The 23,126-nt window shown below is 63.1% G+C and carries 10 protein-coding genes and 3 rRNA genes; 3 read left to right on the top strand and 10 right to left on the bottom strand.

From position 1 onward, the window contains the following. Positions 1-125 precede the first annotated feature (125 nt). Positions 126-1,907, top strand: a complete 1,782-nt coding sequence (locus QI450_RS01330) for a glycoside hydrolase family 13 protein (protein WP_226776316.1) — start codon at positions 126-128, stop codon at positions 1,905-1,907. Between the two features lie 2 nt (positions 1,908-1,909). After that, on the top strand, positions 1,910-2,977 hold the full coding sequence (locus QI450_RS01325; RefSeq protein ID WP_282468078.1) for a LacI family DNA-binding transcriptional regulator: 1,068 nt from the start codon (positions 1,910-1,912) through the stop codon (positions 2,975-2,977). 82 nt (positions 2,978-3,059) lie between these two features. On the opposite strand, the gene QI450_RS01320 is transcribed toward QI450_RS01325, so the two are convergent. The 7 genes from QI450_RS01320 to QI450_RS01290 all read right to left on the bottom strand — a co-directional run bounded on the left by QI450_RS01320 (position 3,060) and on the right by QI450_RS01290 (position 17,251). Beyond that, positions 3,060-3,560 carry an SRPBCC domain-containing protein gene (locus QI450_RS01320; RefSeq protein ID WP_226775902.1) on the bottom strand — a complete coding sequence of 167 codons (501 nt, stop codon included), beginning with the start codon at positions 3,558-3,560 and terminating at the stop codon, positions 3,060-3,062. 142 nt (positions 3,561-3,702) lie between these two features. Continuing rightward, positions 3,703-3,819: ribosomal RNA gene (gene rrf, locus QI450_RS01315) — 5S ribosomal RNA — on the bottom strand. 208 nt (positions 3,820-4,027) lie between these two features. Beyond that, a 23S ribosomal RNA gene (locus tag QI450_RS01310) occupies positions 4,028-7,162 on the bottom strand. 513 nt (positions 7,163-7,675) lie between these two features. After that, positions 7,676-9,199 (bottom strand): 16S ribosomal RNA (locus QI450_RS01305). Together the 16S, 23S and 5S rRNA genes form the textbook arrangement of a ribosomal RNA operon. Positions 9,200-9,676: 477 nt before the next feature. Further along, the gene (locus tag QI450_RS01300) at positions 9,677-13,375 is read right to left on the bottom strand and encodes a 1,4-alpha-glucan branching enzyme (RefSeq protein ID WP_226773759.1); all 3,699 of its coding nucleotides are present in this window, start codon (positions 13,373-13,375) and stop codon (positions 9,677-9,679) included. A 1-nt stretch (position 13,376) separates the two neighbouring features. Continuing rightward, the gene (treS, locus tag QI450_RS01295) at positions 13,377-15,173 is read right to left on the bottom strand and encodes a maltose alpha-D-glucosyltransferase (RefSeq protein ID WP_226773758.1); all 1,797 of its coding nucleotides are present in this window, start codon (positions 15,171-15,173) and stop codon (positions 13,377-13,379) included. Continuing rightward, positions 15,170-17,251 (bottom strand): alpha-1,4-glucan--maltose-1-phosphate maltosyltransferase, encoded by a 2,082-nt coding sequence (locus tag QI450_RS01290; protein ID WP_282468077.1) that lies wholly within the window; start codon positions 17,249-17,251, stop codon positions 15,170-15,172. The genes treS and QI450_RS01290 overlap by 4 nt, the downstream gene beginning before the upstream one ends. A 143-nt stretch (positions 17,252-17,394) precedes the next feature. On the opposite strand from QI450_RS01290, the gene glgP reads away from it, so the two are divergent. Beyond that, a complete protein-coding gene (gene glgP / locus QI450_RS01285; RefSeq protein ID WP_226773756.1) occupies positions 17,395-20,013 on the top strand; it encodes an alpha-glucan family phosphorylase in 2,619 nt (872 codons plus the stop codon). A gap of 46 nt (positions 20,014-20,059) precedes the next feature. Here glgP and QI450_RS01280 read toward each other — a convergent pair whose 3' ends face one another. From QI450_RS01280 to glgX, 3 genes are read right to left on the bottom strand one after another with little or no spacing between them, the layout of a single operon-like run. Continuing rightward, entirely contained in the window at positions 20,060-20,416 is a 357-nt protein-coding gene (locus tag QI450_RS01280) for a barstar family protein (RefSeq protein ID WP_226773755.1), read from the bottom strand. A 6-nt stretch (positions 20,417-20,422) separates the two neighbouring features. Continuing rightward, complete coding sequence (locus QI450_RS01275; protein WP_282468076.1) at positions 20,423-20,920, bottom strand: ribonuclease domain-containing protein; 498 nt, start codon at positions 20,918-20,920, stop codon at positions 20,423-20,425. A 34-nt stretch (positions 20,921-20,954) separates the two neighbouring features. Then, entirely contained in the window at positions 20,955-23,069 is a 2,115-nt protein-coding gene (gene glgX / locus QI450_RS01270; protein ID WP_226773753.1) for a glycogen debranching protein GlgX, read from the bottom strand. Positions 23,070-23,126: the final 57 nt, after the last annotated feature.

Genomic DNA, 23,126 nt, shown 5'->3' with positions numbered 1-23,126 from the left:
ACCGCAGTTCAGCGCCCTGAGGGGTATATCGAGCTAGTGCGCCCTCCCGCAACCGCAGCAGAGACCGCCCGGCTTCCGGCTGGAAGCGTTTTCATTTCGCCCGTGCCGCCCCTACTATTACCGGCATGTCCGTTGATTCAGCACTCGCAGCCCCCGCCGAACTGGCCGGGACCCTGACCGGCCCTTTGACGCCGGTACACCCCGAAGATCTTGTCCCCGGATGGTGGCGCTCGGCCGTCATCTACCAGGTGTACCCGCGATCCTTCCGGGACCTGAACGGCGATGGCATCGGCGACCTCGCCGGGATTACCGCGGAACTTCCCAAGTTGGCTGATCTGGACATCGACGCCGTTTGGCTTTCGCCGTTTTACCGCTCCCCACAGCGTGATGCCGGTTACGACGTCAGTGACTACTGCGACGTTGATCCCCTTTTCGGCACGCTGGCTGACTTCAATGCCATGATGGCAGAGGCGACGCGGCTTGGCCTGCGAATGATCGTCGATCTGGTGCCCAACCACTGCTCAGACCAGCACGTTGCCTTCCAGGCCGCCCTGGCAGCCTCCGCCGGCAGCCCGGAACGGGACCATTTCATCTTCCGTGACGGCCTCGGAACATTCGGCGAAGAACCGCCGAACAACTGGCAGTCCCACTTCGGCGGGCCCGCCTGGAGCCGGATCACGGAACCGGACGGCACCCCGGGGCAGTGGTACCTGCACTTGTTCGATACCTCCCAGCCGGACTTCAACTGGGACAATGACGCCGTGCATGAGGAATTCGAACGTGTGCTGCGCTTCTGGCTGGACCGCGGAGTGGCCGGCTTCCGGGTTGACGTTGCCCATGCCCTGGTGAAAGCACCGGGCCTGCCGGAATGGGGCGGCCGCGCCGACGGCAACAGCTGCGACGGCTATCCCGGACACGATGCCCCGATGTTCGGCCAGCCAGCCCTCCACAACATCTACCGCAGATGGCGGCAGATCCTGTCCGAATACGGACCGGATCGCATCCTCTGCGCCGAAGCGAACGTGGACCCGCTGCCGCGGCTGGCCGACTGGGTCCGGCCGGACGAGATGCACCAGGCATTCAATTTCCCGTATCTGCACGCCGGCCTGGACGTCCACCGCATGCGCGGCATCATTACCGAGTCCCTGACCGCGCTGGACTCTGTCGGCGCTCCCAGCACCTGGGTACTCTCCAACCACGATGTGGTCCGGCACGCCACCCGCTTCGGCTACGACGGCCATGCGCCCCGCGACGGCGACGGGATCGGCAGCTTTGATCCGCAGCCGGACGAGGTCCTGGGCCGTTCCCGGGCCGCGGCAGCCTCTATGTTTATGCTCGGGCTGCCGGGCGGCGCCTACCTCTACCAAGGCGAAGAGCTCGGCCTGCCGGACGGGATCAACATCCCGGACAACCAGCGGCAGGACCCTACGTTTGCCCGCACCGGCGGCGAAAGGCTGGGACGGGATGGCTGCCGGGTGCCGCTGCCGTGGCGGACCGCAGAGCCTCACGCCGGCTTCGGCGACGGAGCAGCCCCCTGGCTTCCGCAGCCCGAGAGCTTCGCGGGACTGGCGCGAGATGCGCAAGCCGCCTCCCCGGCCTCGCACCTGAACCTCTACCGGCGTATGCTGGCCGAACGCCGCGCACTGGGGCTCGGACGGGGATCGCTCGCCTGGGCAGAGGCCTGGTGTACCGACACCTGCCTGGCCTACGTGAATGGCACCACCTTGGTGCTGCTCAACGCCGGGCGGGAGTCGGTTGAGCTGCCTGCCGGCCGGGTGCTGATCCGCAGCGGCCAGCGCGAAGCGGGGGACGGCTTGGAGTCAGCTGAACTGCCTGCCTCCGGGCATCGGTTAAGCCCAGGGGAAGCCGTTTGGCTGGAAATCAACCTCGAGGACGCGGAGAGCTAAAAATGCCCGGTATCAAGGCCGTCGCAGAGCGCGCTGGCCTCTCCATCGCCACCGTTTCGCGGGCCCTGAACGGCAAAGGCAATGTCTCGGCCCGCAGCCGTGAACTCGCCCGGACTGCCGCGGCCGAACTCGGTTTCGTTCCCTCGTACCACGCCTCCAGCCTCGCCTCCGGGCGGAACCACAACGTCGGCGTTGTGGTTCCGTTTGTGCACCGCTGGTACTTTTCCGCGGTGTTGGAAGGCGTCTCTGCGGCCCTACTCGACGCCGGGTACGATCTCACGCTGTACAACGTCAGTGTGGGGCAGGAGCGCCGGCAGAGCGTGCTGAACGACTTTCTGCTCCGCAAGCGGGTGGATGCGGTGATCGCGGTCTCCCTGAAACTCAGCGCGGCCGAAATCCAGCAGCTCCTCGCGATCCACCGGCCCATTGTCGGGATCGGTGGACCGCTGCCCGGGACCTCGACCATCCGGATCGACGACGCCGGGATTGCCCAGGCCGCAACGCGCCACCTGATCCAGCTCGGCCACACCAAGATCGCCCATCTGACCGGCGGCTCCGCCTACGAGCGGGACTTCCGCTTGCCGGGCACCCGCCAAGCCGGCTTCCAGAAGGCCATGATGGACGCGGGCCTGGCGATCCGGCCGGAGTGGCAGGTCTCCGCCGACTTCACGATTCAGGGAGGCTATACCACCGCCCGGCAGTTGCTTGGGGGTTCGGCGGACCGGCCGACAGCGGTATTCGCGGCGTCCGACGAAATGGCGATCGGCACGATTCTTGCCGCCCGCGACTTCGGCCTGAGTGTGCCACACGACCTCTCCGTGATCGGCATTGACGGCCACGAACTCGGTGAGGTCTTTGGGCTCACGACGATCGACCAGGATGCGCGTGGCCAAGGTGCACTGGCGGTCGGGCTCCTGCTGGAAGGGCTCGACGGCGCCGGGGGCGCCGGCGCGGCGGGGGCAGCCGGGGCGGCGGGGGCGGCGGGGGCAGCCGATACCGAGTATCCGACGAAACTCCTGATCCGTTCAAGCACCGCCGTCCCGCCCGGCAACACGGAGCCACAGCGTTAGCACACGGTCCTCGGCCCGGCTGCCGCGTTCCGCCCGGCTACGTCGCCCATGACCAAGCGGTTGGGTCAGGCAACCCGGCTACTCAAGCGTCGGCGCCACCCATAAAGCGCACAAACCGGTCCAGGACTTCAGGCCAACCAGCTGCACAATCCAAGCGTGTTGCGGCCGGGTCCTCGGCTCCTTCCCAGCCGCCGTGCACGAGCCGAACCTCCGTTCCGTCTTCCACTGCCCGGAACGCGACTCGCAGTTCCGTTGACCAAACCGCCGATGACCCGGGGTGCCAGCTGGCGTGGAAGGACATGGGTGGCTGCCAGTCATCGATGGAACCCCAGACGGCCGTCCTGCCGTCGTCAGCGGACTCCAGGATGAGGTTCTCCTCAAACTCCACATAGGAGCCAGCGCCAAATACGCCGTGGTTTTCCAGCGGCCACCAAAGGTGCGTGTGCTCGGTGAAACCAACAAAGGCTCGGGCGACTGCGCCGGGGACAATAACGGTAAAGACGACGGGATCGAAGCCGCCTGACGTTTCCTGCTCCGCGGTCCCGGTGGCGTCCGCGGCGGCGTGGCTGAAGAGGTTATCCATGGGCACCAACTCTACCCTCGGACCCCTGCCGGCCGGCCTGCGGGCACCAATGTTCCCGGTGTGGGTGGGGGTGTTTTTGGGTGGGGTGTTAAATGCGGGAGGACCCCCAACGTGGTTGGGGGTCCTCGACCGTGTAATGATGTTCCGGCGGTGACCTACTCTCCCACACCCTCCCGGGTGCAGTACCATCGGCGCTGTGGGTCTTAGCTTCCGGGTTCGGAATGGGACCGGGCGTTTCCCCCACGCTATGACCGCCGTAACTTTGTGTCCGCACCGTTCCGCGCCTGGGCGTGGTGGTGGGAAATCTGTGGTTACAACTGTGGTGTTGTTGTGTTGTTGTGTTTTTGTTCCTCACGCAACGGGTTTGTTGGTTGGGAACCACATAGTGGACGCAAGCAGTCTTGTTATCTTTGTACCACCCTTGATGGGCAAACCTCTTTTGAAGGATTGGTTTGTCCAGGTGGTGTGTGGTGTAAGTTATCGGCCTATTAGTACCGGTCAGCTTCACGAGTCGTTAGTCCTCGCTTCCACATCCGGCCTATCAACCCAGTGGTCTGGCTGGGGGCCTCTCACACACAAGGTGTATGGAAATCTCATCTCGAAGCGAGCTTCCCGCTTAGATGCTTTCAGCGGTTATCCCATCCGAACGTAGCTAATCAGCGGTGCACTTGGCAGTACAACTGACACACCAGAGGTTCGTCCGTCCCGGTCCTCTCGTACTAAGGACAGCCCTTCTCAAATTTCCTGCGCGCGCAGCGGATAGGGACCGAACTGTCTCACGACGTTCTAAACCCAGCTCGCGTACCGCTTTAATGGGCGAACAGCCCAACCCTTGGGACCTACTCCAGCCCCAGGATGCGACGAGCCGACATCGAGGTGCCAAACCATGCCGTCGATATGGACTCTTGGGCAAGATCAGCCTGTTATCCCCGAGGTACCTTTTATCCGTTGAGCGACGGCCATTCCACAATGTACCGCCGGATCACTAGTCCCGACTTTCGTCCCTGCTCGAGATGTCTCTCTCACAGTCAAGCTCCCTTGTGCACTTACACTCGACACCTGATTGCCAACCAGGCTGAGGGAACCTTTGGGCGCCTCCGTTACTTTTTAGGAGGCAACCGCCCCAGTTAAACTACCCATCAGGCACTGTCCCTGACCCGGATTACGGGCCGAAGTTAGATGTCCAAAGTGACCAGAGTGGTATTTCAACGATGACTCCACCCGAACTGGCGTCCGGGCTTCAACGTCTCCCACCTATCCTACACAAGCCACTCCGAACACCAATACCAAACTATAGTAAAGGTCTCGGGGTCTTTCCGTCCTGCTGCGCGTAACGAGCATCTTTACTCGTACTGCAATTTCGCCGAGTTTATGGTTGAGACAGCGGGGAAGTCGTTACTCCATTCGTGCAGGTCGGAACTTACCCGACAAGGAATTTCGCTACCTTAGGATGGTTATAGTTACCACCGCCGTTTACTGGGGCTTGAATTCTCAGCTTCGCCTTGCGGCTAACCGGTCCTCTTAACCTTCCAGCACCGGGCAGGAGTCAGTCCGTATACATCGTCTTGCGACTTCGCACGGACCTGTGTTTTTAGTAAACAGTCGCTTCCCCCTGGTCTCTGCGGCCCCTGCACGCTCCGGACAGCTTGTGTCCATCACGATGGGGGCCCCCCTTCTCCCGAAGTTACGGGGGCATTTTGCCGAGTTCCTTAACCATAATTCTCTCGATCGCCTTAGTATTCTCTACCTGATCACCTGTGTCGGTTTGGGGTACGGGCGGCTAAAACCTCGCGTCGATGCTTTTCTAGGCAGCATAGGATCACCGAATCCCCCCTTACGGGAGTCCCATCGGATCTCAGGCATCATGAACGGCGGATTTGCCTACCGTTCGCCCTACATCCTTAGACCGGGACAACCATCGCCCGGCTCGGCTACCTTCCTGCGTCACACCTGTTAATACGCTTGCCTCCCAGGATCAGGTCCCGCGCTCCACCAAAACCCTTCACCCACAAGGGGTGTCAGGCAGGTATTGGGCAGTTAGTATCCCCTGTTCAACATGGACGGTTTTTCGCCGGTACGGGAATATCAACCCGTTGTCCATCGACTACGCCTGTCGGCCTCGCCTTAGGTCCCGACTTACCCAGGGCAGATTAGCTTGACCCTGGAACCCTTGATCATTCGGCGGACGGGTTTCTCACCCGTCTTTCGCTACTCATGCCTGCATTCTCACTCGTGTAGGCTCCACCGCTGGTTTACACCGCGACTTCACTGCCCACACGACGCTCCCCTACCACTCCAGACGCCTGAACCAACCCACAAGGGGCGGCTTAGCTAATATCTGAAATCCACAACTTCGGCGGTGTACTTGAGCCCCGCTACATTGTCGGCGCGGAATCACTTGACCAGTGAGCTATTACGCACTCTTTTAAGGATGGCTGCTTCTAAGCCAACCTCCTGGTTGTCTTCGCAACTCCACATCCTTTCCCACTTAGCACACGCTTAGGGGCCTTAGTTGGTGGTCTGGGCTGTTTCCCTCTCGACTATGAAGCTTATCCCCCACAGTCTCACTGCTGCGCTCTCACTTACCGGCATTCGGAGTTTGGCTGACGTCAGTAACCTTGTAGGGCCCATTAGCCATCCAGTAGCTCTACCTCCGGTAAGAAACACGCAACGCTGCACCTAAATGCATTTCGGGGAGAACCAGCTATCACGAAGTTTGATTGGCCTTTCACCCCTACCCACAGCTCATCCCCTCCATTTTCAACTGAAGTGGGTTCGGTCCTCCACGACGTCTTACCGTCGCTTCAACCTGGCCATGGGTAGATCACTTCGCTTCGGGTCTAGATCACGCCACTGCAACGCCCTATTCAGACTCGCTTTCGCTACGGCTTCCCCACACGGGTTAACCTCGCGACGTAACACTAACTCGCAGGCTCATTCTTCAAAAGGCACGCCGTCACCAGAATCAGACTGGCTCCGACGGATTGTAAGCACACGGTTTCAGGTACTGTTTCACTCCCCTCCCGGGGTACTTTTCACCTTTCCCTCACGGTACTGGTCCGCTATCGGTCATTAGGGAGTATTTAGGCTTATCAGGTGGTCCTGACAGATTCACACGGGATTTCTCGGGCCCCGTGCTACTTGGGATACTCCCCGGGCGGTGCACAACATTTCGGTTACGGGGCTCACACCCTCTCTGGCCGGCCTTTCAAGACCGTTCACCTATGCCTGCACTACACACCCCACTGTCCCGGCAGAGACAGAATGGGAAGTCCCACAACCCCGACCATGCAACGCCCGCCGGCTATCACACATGGAACGGTTTAGCCTGATCCGCGTTCGCTCGCCACTACTGACGGAATCACTATTGTTTTCTCTTCCTGCGGGTACTGAGATGTTTCACTTCCCCGCGTTCCCTCCACGCACCCTATGTGTTCAGATGCGGGTCACCAGGCAACTCGCGCCCCTGGCGGGGTTTCCCCATTCGGACACCCTGGGATCACAGTCCGGTTATCGACTCCCCCAGGCTTATCGCAGATTCCTACGTCCTTCTTCGGCTCCTAATGCCAAGGCATCCACCGTGTGCTCTTAAAAACTTGACCACAAAAGATCAAAAACGCTAATTTTCGAGAGAACCACGAAAACCAACCCACACACCCAAAGGCGCCCAGGTCAGATCCAGGTTCATATTCTTGGAAATTGCTTCTTATAAAAGATGCTCGCGTCCACTATGTAGTTCTCAAACAACAACCCCGTACCACACACCCCACACGCAACCCCCACAAAGGGACCAAACCGTGCGATCGATGCAGCCAGGAACAACCAGAAACACCAGCACCGGACACCACAGCCAAAACCGCGGAACCCGGCCCCTGTTGCCTCAGGACCCAACAGTGTGCCAAACACTAAACCACCAGCACCCCCCGCACACCGTTCCAGGAACCACACAAGTGCAGAACCGTACTAAGTGCCGCAGGAAAAACCAGCGGCCGCTACTTGTTGATATTCCACCCGTGAGCACCCGCCGCAGAACTAGCGTCTGCGCAACGGGCGTACTCCTGACAACCCCTCCACACTCACATACATGAGGCAAGGTGACTGTAGGTGCTCCTTAGAAAGGAGGTGATCCAGCCGCACCTTCCGGTACGGCTACCTTGTTACGACTTAGTCCCAATCGCCAGTCCCACCTTCGACAGCTCCCTCCCACAAGGGGTTAGGCCACCGGCTTCGGGTGTTACCAACTTTCGTGACTTGACGGGCGGTGTGTACAAGGCCCGGGAACGTATTCACCGCAGCGTTGCTGATCTGCGATTACTAGCGACTCCGACTTCATGGGGTCGAGTTGCAGACCCCAATCCGAACTGAGACCGGCTTTTTGGGATTAGCTCCACCTCACAGTATCGCAACCCTTTGTACCGGCCATTGTAGCATGCGTGAAGCCCAAGACATAAGGGGCATGATGATTTGACGTCGTCCCCACCTTCCTCCGAGTTGACCCCGGCAGTCTCCTATGAGTCCCCGCCATCACGCGCTGGCAACATAGAACGAGGGTTGCGCTCGTTGCGGGACTTAACCCAACATCTCACGACACGAGCTGACGACAACCATGCACCACCTGTAAACCGACCGCAAGCGGGGCACCTGTTTCCAGGTATTACCGGTTCATGTCAAGCCTTGGTAAGGTTCTTCGCGTTGCATCGAATTAATCCGCATGCTCCGCCGCTTGTGCGGGCCCCCGTCAATTCCTTTGAGTTTTAGCCTTGCGGCCGTACTCCCCAGGCGGGGCACTTAATGCGTTAGCTACGGCGCGGAAAACGTGGAATGTCCCCCACACCTAGTGCCCAACGTTTACGGCATGGACTACCAGGGTATCTAATCCTGTTCGCTCCCCATGCTTTCGCTCCTCAGCGTCAGTTAATGCCCAGAGACCTGCCTTCGCCATCGGTGTTCCTCCTGATATCTGCGCATTTCACCGCTACACCAGGAATTCCAGTCTCCCCTACATCACTCTAGTCTGCCCGTACCCACCGCAGATCCGGAGTTGAGCCCCGGACTTTCACGGCAGACGCGACAAACCGCCTACGAGCTCTTTACGCCCAATAATTCCGGATAACGCTTGCGCCCTACGTATTACCGCGGCTGCTGGCACGTAGTTAGCCGGCGCTTCTTCTGCAGGTACCGTCACTTTCGCTTCTTCCCTACTGAAAGAGGTTTACAACCCGAAGGCCGTCATCCCTCACGCGGCGTCGCTGCATCAGGCTTTCGCCCATTGTGCAATATTCCCCACTGCTGCCTCCCGTAGGAGTCTGGGCCGTGTCTCAGTCCCAGTGTGGCCGGTCACCCTCTCAGGCCGGCTACCCGTCGTCGCCTTGGTGAGCCATTACCTCACCAACAAGCTGATAGGCCGCGAGTCCATCCAAAACCACAATAAAGCTTTCCACCCCCCACCATGCGATGAGGAGTCATATCCGGTATTAGACCCAGTTTCCCAGGCTTATCCCAGAGTTAAGGGCAGGTTACTCACGTGTTACTCACCCGTTCGCCACTAATCCCCCAGCAAGCTGGGATCATCGTTCGACTTGCATGTGTTAAGCACGCCGCCAGCGTTCATCCTGAGCCAGGATCAAACTCTCCGTTGAAGTAAAACAGACACAACCAACACCCCCGGGAAAACGGGACGCATCAGCTGCACAAAATTTGAAACCAGCTGTAAAAACCAGACCACACCACGGGGTGGCGGACCTGATCAATTCAACCAATTCAATACAATAAATTGGTATCAACAAACTTGGCACACTATTGAGTTCTCAAACAACAGACACACCCGGCACCACCACAACCAAAACAGCCATGGATCGCTCCGGAGCAACTTTTCAAACTTACCGGGCCACTTCACCCTTGTCAAATCGCCAGTCCGACTCAGTTTTACCGTGAAGCATCTGGGTCTTGGTGGCGGATCAACTCCGGGGAGCAGCGCGGAAAACAACTCTACCACCACTTTTCACTGGTGCCAAAGGCGGCCGCAGGCCACTACCTACAGGGCAGCAAAAAGCCCGGAATCATGAGGATTCCGGGCTTTTTGCCGAAGCTTCTCCAGTGCGTGTCCGGCGTGCCTGTCAGCTCACAGGCTTGAAGAAGGCGGCACCCAGGGGAGGCAGCGTCACGGTCAGGCCTGCCGGCTGGCCGTCGATGTCCACCGCGGTGGCAGTGAGGGTGCCTTCATTCAGCACACCGGACCCGCCGTAGGCGTCGGCATCGGTGTTCAGCACTTCGCGCCACTCCCCCGCCATGGGGACACCGAGCTGGAAATCCTCATGCGGGGAGCCCGAGAAGTTGAACGCGCAGGCAACTGGGTTGCCCGCGGCGTCGCGGCGAAGGAAGGTCAGGACGTTGCGGTTGGCATCCCCGCCGTTGATCCACTGGAAGCCGGCGGGGTCGTTGTCCTGTTCGTAGAGCGCCGGCGTCGAGCTGTAGAGCTCGTTAAGGTCCTTGGTCAGGCGCTGGACACCCTGATGCCCCGGACTTTCAGCCAGCCACCAGTCCAACCCGTGCTGTTCAGACCATTCCGCTTCCTGGCCGAATTCCGTTCCCATAAAGATCAGCTGCTTGCCCGGATGCGCCCACTGGTAGCCAAGGAAAGCACGCAGGTTCGCCAACTGCTGCCAGCGATCCCCCGGCATCTTACGCAGCATCGAACCCTTGCCGTGGACCACTTCGTCATGGCTGATCGGCAGCAGGAAGTTTTCCGTGTACGCATAGACCAGCGAAAAGGTGATGGTGCCGTGGTGCCACCGGCGGTTGAAGGGATCCTCAGCCATGTACTTGAGCGTGTCGTGCATCCAGCCCATGTTCCATTTGATGCCGAAGCCCAGCCCGCCCTGGCTTGTCGGCGCCGTTACGCCGGGGAACGCGGTGGATTCTTCGGCGATCATAACGGCACCGGGATGCGTTTTGTAGACCGTGGCGTTGACCTCCTGCAGGAAGGACATTGCCTCAAGGTTCTCCCGCCCGCCGAACCGGTTCGGTTTCCACTGCCCCTCCTCACGGGAGTAGTCCAGGTAGAGCATGGAGGCCACGGCGTCCACGCGGAGGCCGTCAATGTGGAATTCATCGAGCCAATAAAGCGCGTTCGCGACCAGGAAGTTGCGGACTTCGCTGCGGCCGAAGTCGAAAATGAGTGTTCCCCAGTCGGGGTGTTCGCCGAGGTTCGGGTCGGCATGTTCGTACAGCGCCTCGCCGTCGAACCGTGCCAGGGCCCATTCATCCTTGGGGAAGTGCGCCGGTACCCAGTCCAGCAGAACGCCGATGCCGGCCTGGTGCAGTTCGTCCACGAGGTGGCGGAATTCATCGGGATGGCCGAACCGCGACGTCGGAGCAAAGTAGGACGTGACCTGGTAGCCCCAGGATCCGCCGAAGGGGTGTTCTGCCACCGGCATAAACTCCACATGGGTGAAGCCGAGCCACTTGACGTATTCGACGAGTTCCTTGGCCAACTCCCGGTAGCCGAGTCCAACCCGCCAGGATCCGAGGTGCACCTCGTAGACACTCATGGGCGAATTGTGCGGATCCCGCCCGGCTCGGGCCTTCATCCACTCCGCGTCCTTGAAGGCGTAGGAGGGCTCGACCACACGCGACGCCGTCAGCGGCGGAACCTCCGTGCCGAAGGCCATCGGATCCGCCTTCTCCAGCCAGTACCCTTGCTTGGTTCGGATCTCGAACTTGTAGCACGCCCCTGCTACAACGCCTGGGATAAAGACTTCCCAGACTCCGGAGGAGCCAAGCGAGCGCATCGAGTGCTGCCGGCCGTCCCAGCCATTGAAGTCGCCCTTGACCCGGACCGCCTGGGCGTTGGGCGCCCACACGGCGAAGGACACGCCGTCGACATCCCCGAGAACGGACTTGTAGTGCTGGACATGCGCGCCGAGCACGTCCCAGAGGCGCTCGTGCCGTCCTTCACCGATCAGGTGCAGGTCGATTTCGCCGACCGTGGGCAAAAACCGGTAGGGGTCGTCAGCCGGCTGCTGAGCCTGGCCCGGATAGGTCACTTCCAGCCGGTAGTCGGGCACGTGGCCGGGCTCCTGCGGCTCCAGCACGGCAACCCAGATTCCGCCCGACTCGTGCGTCATCGGGAAGGTGCCGGCCGGGGTCACAATGGAGACGGCTTCGGCAAGATGCTTGACCGTGCGGATGGTGACGTGTCCGTGGTCGTCGAGGTGCGCGCCGAGGACCGAGTGCGGCGCGTGGTGCTCGCCGGCGGCCACCCTTGCCAGGGTGTCCGCGTCCACCGGCAGTGGACTTCCGGGACGATCGATACGTGCTGAACCTGTCATGTTGGTACCTTCCGCTGCGGCTTCGGCAGGGACGCCGGAGCCTGTACTGCCGAGGAGACGACGTGATGCGTGAACCGGAATGGAGAGCCAGTCCGGCCTGTTACGTAGTTCGTAGATGACTTCGTAGAGGGCTTTGTCGAGCCAAAGCGCCACGAAAAGAGGCGAGTCCCGGTCGATGCCGCCCGGGATGACTTCCGCGTAGCCGGCCAGGAAAGCCTCGGCGCAGTCGTCGACCCAGCCTCCCGGGACGTTGGCGTCCGGGTGCTCGCGGACTGCCGCGCCGGCGGCGTAATCGAAGGAGCGCAGCATGCCCACAACGTCGCGTAGCGGGACGTCCGGGAAATTGCGTTCGGAAATCGGCCGGAGCGGCTCACCCTCGAAATCAAGGATGGTCCAGCGCGGTGCCCGGCTTCCATCGCCCGGAACGTGCAGGATCTGGCCCAGGTGGAGATCGCCGTGGATCCGTTGCAGGGCCCCGGCGCTGCTGCCTTCGAGGAACCCCAACAGCCGGTCCAGCGCATCATCGTAGGGGCCGACGGCGGGACCGGCCTGCGCCCAGGATTGACGCACCCGCTCGGCGACGCCTGGCGCTATGTCGCGTCCGGGCCCGGATTCGACAGCGACGCCGAGCGCCTCGGCCAACCGCCGGTGGACCGCGGCGGTGGCGGCGCCAAGCGCGTGCGCCTCGGCGCTGAAGTCCCGGCCGCCGGCCGCTGCGTCGACGGCAAGCCGCCAGGCATCGAGCCCGCCGGCAAGGAACTCGTGTGCCACGGCCAGTTCGCCGAGCGCCGGCCCGGCTCCCGGCCGCCCGGAAGGCCGCGCCCATTCCCCGCTCACCCAGCCGAGGGTGGCCGGGACTTCGGCGGCGCGTCCTGCGGTCAGGGCGGCGCCGATTTCCACTTCCGGGTTCTGGCCCTCGGAGAGCACCCGGAAGAACTTCAGGATCGCGGCCGATTCGCCGTCGTCGACGACTACGGAAGTGTTGGATTGCTCTCCGGAGAGCACTTTGACGAAGCCGTTAGCCCTGGGCAGGCGGTAACCGGAGTCCACGAGGTGGCCGGTGGCGTTCCCGGCCGCGGTGGTGCCGCGGTCGCGCATTAGCTCCAGCCAGGCGGAAATGAACGCCGGGTCGTGAACGCCGTCGTAAACCCACCGGTCAACGCTGGCACCGGCAGCGCCGTCGGCGAGGCCGGAGCCCGAAATCTGCCCGATCAGCGCTGCCTCGGCTCCGGCCAGCGGCGCAGTCCGGATACTGAGCGGGACCTGGACGACGTCGGTGCGGGAGCCGTCCGGAGTCTGATAGTCCACGGCCAGCATCAGCACTTGGAGTCCGGCCTCGCCGGTCCCGTCGCCCGGACCGGCGAGGTTCAGTCCCCCCGCGGGTTCGAAGCTGAAAGCCGGGCTTTTCACGGGGAACCAGCGCTGGCGCGGAAGCCAGTCGCCAAGCAGTCCGCTCAGTGCGGGCGTAAAAGTGGGCCGGGTCATCTCAACCCTCGATGGACAGGATCGGCATGGCCTGGGTGTACGGCGACGCCGGGTTGGAGGCCGCCGATCGGATCCGCAGCCAGAAGAAGTCGTGGCTGCCCAGGGTGAGCGTCAGGGTTCCGTCCTCGGAGATCGCCGGGAACGCTTGGCCGCCAAACACGTCCCGGAGGCCGCGGCCGGCGAACCTGGGGACCCGCAGCGTGGTGGCCACCGGGTGCTGGGAGAGGTTAAAGGCGCACAGGATGGTTTCGCTGTCCTCACCTGCGGAGTTGCCTTCCGGGAGCTCACGCAGGTAGGCGAGGACGACGTCGTGGTCCGCTTCGACATGTTCAAAGGTGCCCAGCCCGAATGCGGGGTGGTTCTTCCGGACGCTGAGGATCTGGCGCGTCCAGCGCAGCAGCGACCCGGAGTGCGCAGCTTCGGCCTCGACGTTGGCCATGCTGTAGTTGTACACCAGTGACTGGATCACCGGCAGGTACAGCTTCCCGGGGTCCGCGCTGGAGAAACCGGCGTTGCGGTCCGGGTTCCATTGCATGGGCGTGCGGACGGCGTCGCGGTCCTCGAGCCAGATGTTGTCGCCCATCCCGATCTCGTCACCGTAATACAGGAACGGGCTTCCCGGCAGGGACAGCAGCAGGGCGTTGATGAGCTCGATCTCGGAGCGGGAATTGTCCAGCAGCGGTGCCAACCGCCGCCGGATGCCAATGTTGGCTCGCATCCGCGGGTCAGGGGCGTACCAGCCGAGCATGGCGGCACGTTCATCGGCGGTGACCATTTCCAGGGTCAGCTCGTCGTGATTGCGCAGGAAGGTGCCCCACTGCGCGCCTTCGGGAATGTTTGGGGTTTCCTTCATCGTCTCGATGATGGGGGCAGCCTTCTGGTCCCGGAGTGCGTAGTACAGCCGCGGCATGATCGGGAAGTGGAACGCCATGTGGCATTCCGGTTCCTCTTCCGTACCGAAGTACTCGACCACTTCGGCCGGCGGCTGGTTGGCCTCGGCGATGATCACCCGGCCGGGGTAGCTTTCATCGACCATTTTGCGCAAGGTGCGCAGGAATTCGTGGGTCTGCGGCAGGTTCTCGCAATTGGTGCCCTCTTCTTCGAAGAGATACGGGATGGCGTCTGCGCGGAAGCCGTCAATGCCCTGGTCCAGCCAGAACCGCACAACGTCGAACAGGGCGTCGATGACTTTGGGGTTTTCGAAGTTGAGGTCCGGCTGGTGGCTGAAGAAGCGGTGCCAGAAGAACTGCCGTCGGATCGGGTCGAATGTCCAGTTCGATTCCTCGGTGTCCACAAAGATGATGCGGGCGTCTTCGTACTTCTCGTCCGTATCGCTCCAGACATAGAAGTCGCCGAAGGGACCGTCCGGATCCTTTCGCGATTCCTGGAACCACGGGTGCTGGTCGGAAGTGTGGTTCAGCGGGAGGTCGATGATCACGCGCACGCCGCGGGCATGGGCTTCCGCGACAAGGCGCTTAAAGTCGCTGATGGTGCCGAATTCATCAAGCACGGAGTTGTAGTCCGAGATATCGTAGCCGCCGTCGCGGAGCGGGGACTGGAAGAAGGGCGGCAACCACAGGCAGTCGACGCCGAGCCACTGCAGGTAGTCCAGCTTCTCGATAAGACCATGGAAGTCGCCGGAACCGTCACCGTTCCCGTCGGCGAAGCCCCGGACCAGCACTTCGTAGAAGACTGCTTTGCGGTACCAGTGCGGATCGTGCTGGAGGCCGGGGGCATTCAGTTCGAAGTTCCCCTTCGGGCTGAAGTGCTGGCCTGGGTTCGTTGGGCTGAAGCTCACGCGTTTGACCTCCGGATGCTGAGAATGTGGGCGGGTTCAACATGGGCGTCCAACCGGACATAGTTGTACTCGCCCCATTCCCAGCTCTCGCCGGTCACCAGATCGTCGACCAAAAAGCGGCCGGTGTGCGCCAGATCGTCCGGATGGAGCTCCAGCGCCGCCAGATCCAGCGTCACGGTACTCTCCCGGATCCCGTGCGGATCCACGTTGACAACGATGATCAGGGTGTCTTTACTGCCGTCGGGGAGCGTCTTGTGCTTCGAGTAGACAACAGTGGCGTTGTCGGTGCTCTGGTGCACGGTCAGATTCTGCAGGTCGCCCAGGGCGGGGTGGGCGCGGCGGATCTCATTGAGCCGGCTCAGGTAGGGAGCCAGCGTCCGGCCCGAGTCCGCCATGGCATCCCAGTCGCGTGCCTTGTACTCGAACTTCTCGTTGTCGATGTACTCCTCGGCGCCGGGCCGGGCCACGTGCTCGTAGAGCTCGAATCCGGCGTAAACGCCCCAGATCGGGCTCGCGGTAGCGGCCAGGGCAGCCCTGATCTTGAAGGCAGGCGGACCGCCGTACTGCAGGAACTCGGTCAGGATGTCCGGGGTGTTGACGAAGAAGTTCGGCCGGAAGTAGGCCGGGGATTCGTGGCTGACCTCCTGGAAGTATTCCTCCAGCTCCTCCTTGGTGTTGCGCCAGGTGAAGTACGAGTAGGACTGCTGGAAGCCGGCCCGCCCCAGCGCGTGCATCATCGCAGGGCGGGTGAACGCTTCGGCGAGGAACACCACGTCCGGGTGCTTCTTGTTGACCTTGCCGATCAGCCATTCCCAGAACCACACCGGTTTGGTGTGCGGGTTATCGACCCGGAAGATCTTGACGCCGTGGCTGATCCAGAGGAAAACGATCCGCAGGATCTCGTTGGAGAGCCCGGCCGGATCGTTGTCGAAGTTCAGCGGAAAAATATCCTGGTACTTCTTCGGCGGGTTCTCGGCGTAGGCGATGCTGCCATCAACGCGGGTGGTGAACCACTCCGGGTTGCTGGCAACCCAGGGGTGGTCCGGTGCGGCCTGCAACGCCAAGTCCAAGGCCACCTCCAGGCCCAGTTCGCCGGCGCGGGCCACAAAAGCGTCGAAGTCCGCAAACGTGCCCAGCTCGGGGTGGATGGCGTCGTGGCCGCCCTCCGCGGCCCCGATGGCCCAGGGCGACCCGGGATCATGGGGTCCTGCCAGCAACGTGTTGTTCGGGCCCTTGCGGTGTTGGACCCCGATCGGGTGGATGGGCGGCATGTAGATGACGTCGAAGCCCATATCCGCAACGGCGTCGAGTCGGGCCGCCGCGGTGCGGAAGTTCCCGGAGGTCCACTCACCGGTTTCGTGGTTGCGGACAGCACCCTCTGAGCGGGGGAAAAACTCGTACCAGGCGCCGCGGCCGGCAAGTTCGCGCTCCACCAGCAAGGGGTAGCGCTGGGAGACGGTGATCTGCTCACGGATCGGCTGGCGTTCGATGACGGCGAAAACCTCCGGGCTGAACCCGGCGGCGAGGCGTTCCTCGGCGGTCTTGCTCGGGTCGTTAAGTCCGACGACGGCCATCCGGAACGTCCGCCGGTCCGCGGACGGGCGGGACGAGTCCTCGGACGCTTCGGCGAGCAGCGCAGCGCCCTCGGCCAGCATAAGCTCCACGTCGATGCCGGCTTCCACCTTGACCTCGGCGTTGTGGTGCCATGTGCCGTAGCGGTCATGCCAGGCTTCGATCACAAAGGACCAGGCGCCGGTGGAGGGTGGGGTCAGGAGACCTTCCCAGCGGTCGGTTCCTTGGCCGCGGGGGCCGCGGGGGCGGGCGAGACGCACCCGCTGGCGCTCCTTCCCGCGGGGATCGACCAGGACGGCGCTGACGCCGAGCTGGTCGTGGCCTTCGCGGAAGGCAGTGGCACCTACCACCAGGGTTTCCCCCACAATGGCTTTGGCAGGGAAGTTCCCGCCGTCGACCACCGGCTGTACGGCGGTGATTGGAAAACGGCCAAAGCGAAGGCCCTCCGTGATCAGGGCCTTCGGCTTTTGCTTGGACACGGCACTCGTTCGCGAATTTGTCGTCACAGCGTCGACGTTATCGACAAATCGGCCAGATTGCTAAGGCAGCGCACTTTTTTCGGGAGGTTTTCCGGAACCTTGTCCGTCATTTACGCAAAAGAAACTTAAACCGGTTCCGGGCTTCCGACTTGTCCGTTAGTGTTTCGCAGGTGAAGGCAATCCGCAGATTTACCGTCCGTACCGTACTCCCCGAGTCGATCCGCCCGCTGGCCCGGCTGGCAACCAACTTGCGCTGGTCCTGGCACCGCCCTACGCGGGCGCTGTTCGAGGGCTTGAACTCCAAGATTTGGGCCGAGAGCGGGCACGATCCGGTGACTTTCCTCGGTCTGGTCAGCAGGGAAGAGCTGCAGCGGCTCGCCGCTGACCAGGACGTGGTGCGCCGGGTCCATGCTGCGGCGGAAGACCTCGACCGGTACCTTGAGCAGCCCCGCTGGTACCAGAGCCTCGGCGACGGTGCGCCAGCGTGCATCGCCTACTTCTCCCCTGAATTCGGCATCACCGAAGTGCTGCCGCAGTACTCCGGCGGCCTCGGCATCCTCGCCGGCGACCACCTGAAGGCGGCCTCGGACCTTGGCGTGCCGTTGATCGGCGTCGGCCTGCTCTACCAGGCCGGCTATTTCAAGCAGTCACTTTCCCGCGACGCTTGGCAGCAGGAAACGTATCCGGTGCTGGATCCGGACGGGCTGCCTTTGACGCTGCTGCGGGAGGCCTCCACGGACGGCAACGGCAAGCCGCTTCAGATTTCCCTCCCGCTCCCCGACGGCCGCCGGCTGCTGGCACATGTCTGGCGTGCCGACGTCGGACGTGTCCCGCTGCTGCTGCTGGATTCCAACGTTCCGGGCAACGACGACGCCGCCCGCGGCATCACCGACCGCCTCTACGGCGGCGGCGGCGACCACCGCCTCCAGCAGGAACTCCTGCTCGGCATGGGCGGGGTCAAGGCGCTCCGCGCCTACCAGAAGCTCTCCGGCAGCCCCGCACCGGAGGTGTTCCACACCAACGAGGGCCATGCCGGGTTCCTGGGCGTGGAGCGGATCCAGGAAATGATGTCCGCGGAACAACCGCTTAGCTGGGAAGAGGCGCTCGCTGCCGGCCGCGCGTCAACGGTCTTCACCACCCACACCCCGGTCCCGGCTGGCATTGACCGCTTCGAAATCTCGCAGATCCAGCACTTCTTCGAAGCCGGGCTGGCTCCCGACGTACCGATGGCCAAGATCCTGAACCTCGGCCGCGAGGATTACAGCGACGGCAATCCGTTCGTGTTCAACATGGCCGTCATGGGCCTGCGGCTGGCCCAGCGTGCCAACGGCGTGGCCAAGCTGCACGGCGTGGTGTCCCGCGGGATGTTCGCCGCCCTGTGGCCCGGATTCGACCACTCCGAGGTGCCCATCACCTCGGTCACCAATGGTGTGCACGTACCCACGTGGGTGGACCCGAGGGTCTCAGAACTGGCACGCGAACAGTTCGGCCCCGACGCGGAAACGCAGGGCCGCTGGGACCTCGCCTACAACGTCAGTGACGAGGACGTCTGGGCCCTTCGCCGCGAAATGCGGGTGTCCCTTGTCGAGGATGTCCGGCGGCGGCTGCGTGCGGCCTGGAAGAAGCGCGGGGCGGCCGACGCCGAGCTGGCGTGGACGGACTCCGTGCTGGACCCGGACATTCTGACCATCGGCTTCGCCCGGCGGGTGCCCACTTATAAGCGGCTCACCCTGATGCTGCGCGAGCCCGAACGGCTCAAGGCCCTGCTGCTGCACAAAACGCATCCGATCCAGCTGGTCATTGCCGGCAAGTCGCACCCGGCCGACGACGCGGGAAAGAAGATGATCCAGGACCTCGTCCGGTTCACCGACGACCCGGCGGTGCGGCACCGGATCGCGTTCCTGCCCAACTACGACATCGCCATGGCCCGGACCCTGTTTCCGGGGTGCGACGTCTGGCTGAACAACCCGTTGCGTCCGCTCGAGGCATGCGGCACCTCCGGGATGAAGGCTGCCTTGAACGGCTCGCTGAACCTCTCCGTCCTGGACGGTTGGTGGGACGAGATGTACGACGGCGAGAACGGCTGGGCGATTCCGACCGCCAACAATGACGCGTCCCCCGAGGAACGCGACGACATCGAAGCGGCGGCCTTGTACGAGCTGCTGGAGACGCAGGTGGCACCCCGTTTCTACGGACTCACGGTGGCCGACGGTGCGGGGGCCGCAGGACCCTCAGTGTCCGGCCCGCAGGCTGTTCCCACGCATTGGGTCTCGATGATCAAACACACGATGTCCCATCTGGGCCCCGCTGTTTCCGCGGACCGGATGCTCCGGGACTACGTCAATGTCCTGTACCGGCCGGCTGCCGTTGCGGGCCGCCGGGCAGTGGCAGACAATTTCGCAGAGGCCAAGGCCCTTGCGGCCTGGGTTTCCCGGGTCCGGGCCGCCTGGCCGCAGATCCAGGTAGAGCACGTTGACTCGGTGGGCGTCTCGGAAGACCCGCAGATCGGCGATATTCTCCAAGTTAACGCCTACGTGGCCCTGCACGAGCTGACACCGGATGATGTGTCCGTCGAGGTGGCCTACGGCAAGGCCGAGGACAGCGACGAGCTGGCCGACGTCACGGTGGCCGAACTCAAGGCGGTCGAAGATCTTGGCAGGGGCCGTCACCTCTTCAGCGGCACCTTGGTGATCGACCGGTCCGGGTCCTTTGGTTACACCGTTCGTGTGCTCCCGAAGCACTCGGCGCTGGCGTCCAGGGCCGAACTGGGCCTGATCGTCAACGCCTGATCCCTGCGAGCGGCGTCGCCGTCCTCCTGCCGCAGTTCCTTGGCGGTTACCGGAAGACGGCGATGACGGCCAGGCTCTTTCCGGCGTAGCTTTCGGCGTCCTGCAGGATCTCACAGATGACTCCGAAGGATCGGTCCGCGCGGAAGGCGGCCGGCACTTCCCAAATGAAGCTGACGGGTCGCTGGGCGTCGTCGGCGACGGCATCGGCGAACTCGTGCAGCGAGTCGTTGAGCGCGTCCAGGTTCACTCCGTAGTCCGCCGGGAAGTCCAGCGTCGCCGCGAACGACTCAAGGACGGCCCTTTTGGTGTCGGCGGCGGGAATCAGCACGGCGCGGCGTCCGGCGTCGGCTACCAATGCCTGCAGTTCCTCGATGGTCCAAGTGTCTGCGGAGTAAATCTTCACGGTTCCCTACTTGCTTTCGCTGATGAATGTGAACGAGTTGTAATGGTCCGGCGTGTAGTATTTTTCGCCGTCCCTACCGGCCACGATCCGGCGGGCACCGCGGTCGGATTCGCCCGGCGTCCCGACAGTGTATTCCTTGTAGTAGCCGGCGGGTTTCCGGGGAAGGATACGTTCGAAGTTGCCGAATGCGATGTTGTCCCTGGCGTACGGATACGGACCGCCGCTGGCGATCAGCGACAGCGTCTGACGTGCCTCGGCCGGAAGTTCGGCGACCTTCACTTCCGGCAGCCCGGACGGGTTGGTAACGGCGGGCCCCGCGGCCGTTGTGGCGGCCCCGGCGGCCATTGTGGCGTTCCCGGCGGCCGGTTCGGTGGCCGTTTCGGTGGCCGTTGTGGCGGCCCCGGGCGGAGCGTCGCCGGTCTGCGGGACCCCTGCCAGGACGAAGGCCAGCACCGCCAGTCCCACCAGCACGGCAAGCAGGGCTGTCAGCCGCTGGGCCTTCATTTGTGATTTCCTTTGGTCTGGATCCGGCGCCGGACTAAGTGCGGTAGATGTTGATGGAATTGGCCTGGACAACGTCCCGTTCGCCGGAAGCGACCCGGACGCCCTGGCGCCGGTCGTGGAGCTCGGAGGTGGTCAGGCGCAATTCAAAGAGCCTGTTACCGGTCCCGTCCTCATTGCTGAGCAGCGGCAGCGTGACTTTGACGTCCCGGGCGCCGCCGTTGACCACCACAAGCCCGTCAACGTGACCGTCGTCGGAGCCAAGCAGGAGCTGAACAACCCGGTGTCCGGGGTCCTGCCAGCGGTCCCCGGCCATGGGCTCGCCGTGCTCGTCGAACCAATGGAAGTACGACTGCTTTTCCCGCGTCGGGTAATCGTGCGGCTGGCCGGCCAGGAATTCCTTGCGGAGCCGAATGACACGCTTGGTGGTCCGCAGCATCGAGTGTGACTCGGGATTGCTGGTCCAATCGATCCACGTGATGGGGTTGTCCTGGCAGTAGGCGTTGTTGTTGCCCTGCTGGGTGCGGCCCACCTCGTCGCCGGCGGTGATCATGGGCACGCCCTGGGAGATCATCAGCGAGGCCATCAGGTTGCGGCTGGACTGGGCACGCTTGGCCAGGATGTCCTCGTCCTCCGTGGGTCCCTCGAAGCCGTGGTTGTAGCTGCGGTTATCGCCGTGGCCGTCGCGGTTCTGCTCGCCGTTGGCCTCGTTGTGCTTGCGGTCGTAGGCGACAAGGTCGGCGAGGGTGAAACCGTCGTGGGCCGTGACGAGGTTGACCGAAGCGAGCCGGGACCGGCCGGAGGGCTCGAACAGGCTCGCGGAGCCGGAAAGCGCGTCCGCGAGGCTGGCCACGGGGCTGCCTTGCCCGCCGGCGTCGATCGCGGCACGGTCGGCGAGCCAAAAGCTGCGGACGGCATCGCGGAAGTGATCATTCCAGTCCACCCAGCCGGCCGGGAAGCGGCCGGTCTGCCAGCCCCCGTAGCCGACGTCCCACGGCTCCGCGATGAGCTTGGTGGCGGACAGCACCGGGTCGGCGCCGATCGCAACCAGGAAAGGATGCCGGGGATCGAATTCGTTGGCGGCATTGCGCGCCAGCGTCACCGCAAGGTCGAACCGGAACCCGTCGATGTGGAACTCTGTCACCCAGTAACGCAAGGAGTCCAGGACCAGCTGGACAACCCGTGGCTCGCCGAAGTTCAGGCTGTTGCCGCAGCCGGTGGTGTCCACGTACTTGCCGTTGCCGTCGTTGCGGTAGTAAGTCATCTCGCCCAGCCCGCGGAAGCTGAGGGTCCGTCCGTCCCGGCCGCCCTCGGCAGTGTGGTTATAGACGACATCGAGGATGACCTCCAGTCCGGCGCCATGAAGCAGCTTCACCATGCCCTTGAACTCATCCTGGACGGCCTGCGCGCCGGCGGCCTGCGCGGCCTGTGTGGCGTAGCGGGGATGCGGGGCGAAGAAAGCAGCCGTGTTGTAGCCCCAGTAGTTCGTCATACCAAGGTTCTGCAGGTGCGGTTCGTCCACGTGGAAATGCACCGGGAGGAGCTGGACCGCGGTGATTCCCAGCGCGATCAGGTGTTCGATCATGGCCGGGTGTGCCAGCCCCGCGTAGGTGCCCTGGAGCTCTTCGGGGATGTCTGGGTGCAGCTTGGTCTGGCCGCGGACATGCGCCTCGTAAATGATGGTGTTGCGCCACGGCACCCTGGGGCCGCGGTTATCACCCCAATCGAAAGCGCTGTCCATCCGGACGCTGGTGATGAAGTCCTCGCGCTCGTCCACGGCACGGCCGTAAGGGTCCAGCAGCAGGGGCTGCACGCCGTCGGCGTCGAAATCCGCGGCAGGCATGGGCAGCGGCAGCGCCTCGTGGTCCGGCGTGGCCCGGAAACCGTACCGGGAACCGACCGGAATGCCTTCGACGATGCCGTGGTGCACACCGTCGGTCAGATTTGGCAGCGTTTTTAGCTGCCAGGTACCGCCTGGCGCCTGGTAGCAGATCTCCAGAGTGGCCACGCCGGGCGCGTAGACAGCCACATTCGCGACGGCCCCCCGGGGGTCGTCCGCGGCCGGTGAACCGGTGCTCGGAACACTGATTCCCAGCGGAAACGCACGCGAAGCGTCTACGGTGGAAGCTGTATCTACGTAGGTCATTACCATTGCTCAAAGTTTAGCGGGGCCAGTCGACTAGCCCCGGTTTCTGATTTCCTGACGATA

Origin of the sequence: Arthrobacter sp. EM1 (genome assembly GCF_029964055.1) — a bacterium.
Taxonomy (GTDB): Bacteria; Actinomycetota; Actinomycetes; order Actinomycetales; family Micrococcaceae; genus Arthrobacter.
The sequence above is the reverse complement of the archived record's forward strand: the minus strand, read 5'-3'. Positions and strand labels throughout refer to the sequence as shown.